General features: G+C 61.7%; 2 protein-coding genes. One reads left to right on the top strand and one right to left on the bottom strand.

Annotated features, from left to right (window positions below; all coding sequences use genetic code 11):
• Positions 1-118: 118 nt before the first annotated feature.
• Positions 119-1,141, bottom strand: coding sequence for an amino acid ABC transporter substrate-binding protein (locus tag AC1DT3_RS17450; RefSeq protein WP_477466501.1), 1,023 nt, complete (start codon positions 1,139-1,141; stop codon positions 119-121).
• 224 nt (positions 1,142-1,365) lie between these two features.
• Here AC1DT3_RS17450 and metC point away from each other — a divergent pair, with 224 nt between their 5' ends.
• Positions 1,366-2,562, top strand: a complete 1,197-nt coding sequence (gene metC / locus AC1DT3_RS17445; protein WP_477466500.1) for a cystathionine beta-lyase — start codon at positions 1,366-1,368, stop codon at positions 2,560-2,562.
• Positions 2,563-2,677 lie beyond the last annotated feature (115 nt).

The following is a 2,677-nucleotide window of genomic DNA, read 5'->3' as shown; positions in this document are numbered from 1 at the left end:
GTATTAGGGCGGCTTCACCGCTTGAGATGCGGCGGCCTCGTCTTTGGCGGCGTCAACAATTTTTTGTTATGGGGGGCGCCCGGATTTGCCTCCGGGCACCCCGAATGTCATCCGTCGATTAGCGGATCGGCAGACCGTATTGCAGACCGCCCTTGGTCCATTGTGCGTTCTGGCCGCGCTTGATCTTCAGCTTGGAGCCTTCGCCGACGTTACGGTCGAAGCTCTCGCCGTAATTGCCGATGTGCTTGATGATGCGATAAGCCCAATCGTTGGTCAGGCCGACGGCTTCACCGAACTTACCTTCGGTGCCGAGAAGACGCTTGATCTCCGGATTGTCGGAGGTCTTCATCTGGTCGACATTCGCCTTCGTCACACCCAGTTCTTCAGCGTCGAGCATGGCGTTGTGCACCCAGCCGACGATGTCGCCCCATTGGTTGTCGCCGTGGCGGACTGCCGGGCCAAGCGGTTCCTTCGAGATGATCTCGGGCAGGACGATATGATCGTCCGGGTTCGAGGCGCGCAGGCGCTCGGAGTACAAGCCCGAAGCATCCGTCGTGAACGCGTCGCAACGGCCGGCGTCATAAGCCTTGAACGTTTCGTCCGAGGTCGCGAACGCCACGACTTCGTACTTCATGTTGTTGGCGCGGAAGTAGTCGGCGAGGTTGAGCTCGGTCGTCGTGCCCTGCTGCGTGCAGATCGAGGCGCCGTTCAGCTCCTTGGCCGACGAAATCCCGAGCTTCTTGCGGACCATGAAGCCCTGGCCGTCGTAGTAGTTGACGGCCGGGAAGTCGAGGCCGAGCTGGGTCTCGCGCGACATGGTCACGGTCGAGTTGCGCGACAGGACGTCCACTTCGCCCGACTGAAGGGCCGTGAAGCGGTCCTTGGCGGCGAGCGGGATGAAGCGAACCTTGGTCGGATCATCGAAGATCGCCGCCGAGATGGCGCGGCAGAACTCGACGTCGAGGCCGGTCCAGTTGCCCTGAGCATCCGGGAGGCCGAAACCGGCGAGGCCGGTGTTGGAGCCGCAGGTCAGGTAGCCCTTTTGCTTCACACTATTGAGAGTCGCCTGGGCCGACGCGCCCGTCGCGAATGCACTAGCCGCCAGCAGGCCGAAGGCGATCGTTGCGATAGCCTTTTTCATGTTGTTCGTTCTCCACTCTGTCGATGACGCCCCATGGATTTGGACATCCATTGGAGTCTTGTTTTTGGATCGTGCCAAGCCAGTTCGCCCGAACCAGGCCCCCAATCCATCACATGCGATGATTGATCACTGGTCAAGTCTTGATGAAAGAGGGTCTTTCGTAGGGTTGACGCAACGAATGTCGCAGTCTCACATCCGTTCACCGCTAACATCAAATTGTAATAATGTCCAAGACCCCGCCCAATCTCGCCGATCTCGGCGACCGGACCCGCCTCGTGCATGCCGGCCGCGACCCCTCCGAACAGCACGGCTTCGTCAACACGCCGATCTATCGGGGATCCACAGTTCTTTATCCGACGACGGATGATCTGCTGCATCGCCGCGGCAAGTACTCCTACGGAACGAAGGGCACTCCCACCACCGATTCGCTGGAGAACGCCTGGACGGCGATCTCCGGTGCCGCCGGAACGGTGCTTGCGCCGTCCGGCCTCGCCGCGGTGACGCTGGGTCTCCTCTCCTCACTGAAGGCCGGAGACCATCTCCTGGTGACGGATTCGGTCTACCGGCCGACACGTCAGTTCTGCGAGGGCTTCCTCAAGAATTTCGGAGTCGAGACGACCTATTTCGATCCCCTGATCGGCGCCGGTATCGCCGCCCTGTTCAAGGCGAACACCACCGCTGTCCTGACCGAGGCGCCGGGATCGCAGTCTTTGGAGATGCAGGACATCCCGGCGATCGCCGAAGTGGCGCACAAACACGGCGCGGTCGTTCTGATGGACAACACCTGGGCGACACCCCTCCTCTTCCCGCCACACGAGCGCGGTGTCGACATCGCCATCGAGGCCGGCACGAAATACCTCAGCGGCGGCTCGGATCTGCTGCTCGGCCTCGTCTCCGCCAATGAGCGCTGCTTCAAGCGTTTGCGCGAGACGTACGACTTGTTCGCCATGTGTCCGGGCCCCGAGGACGTTTTCCTCGGTCTGCGCGGATTGCGGACGATGGCGCTACGGCTGCGCGAGCACGAGAAACAAGCCCTCGACATGGCGCACTGGCTCGAAAAACGCCCCGAGGTCGCGCGCGTGCTTCATCCGGCCCTCGAGAACGACCCCGGCCATGCCATTTGGAAACGAGACTTCAAGGGCTCGTCCGGCCTGTTCTCGATCATCCTCAAGCCCTGCTCGGACCAGGCGGTCGCCGCGATGCTCGACGGGCTCGATCTGTTCGGCATGGGCTATTCGTGGGGCGGCTTCGAGAGCCTCGTGATCCCCTTCGACTGCGCGACCTACCGCACCGCGACCACGTGGAAACCCGGCGGACCCGCCCTGCGCTTCCACATCGGCCTCGAAGACCTCGACGACTTGAAGCGCGACCTCGACAAGGGTTTCACAAGGTTGCGAGAGATCGACGCGAAGGCGGCTTGATCAAGCAGGTTACAGAAATGAGCGCGGCATTTTTCATGCCGCGCTCCGAAACTTAGGTCACGGCCTCTTCATCCTCAGCCGCCTGCTTCCGCCGGTCTTTCGCGATCAGCATCAG

The organism is Microvirga sp. P4_G7, from assembly GCF_056401005.1.
Note: the sequence above shows the minus strand (reverse complement) of the source record. Positions and strands in the feature narration are given on the sequence as shown.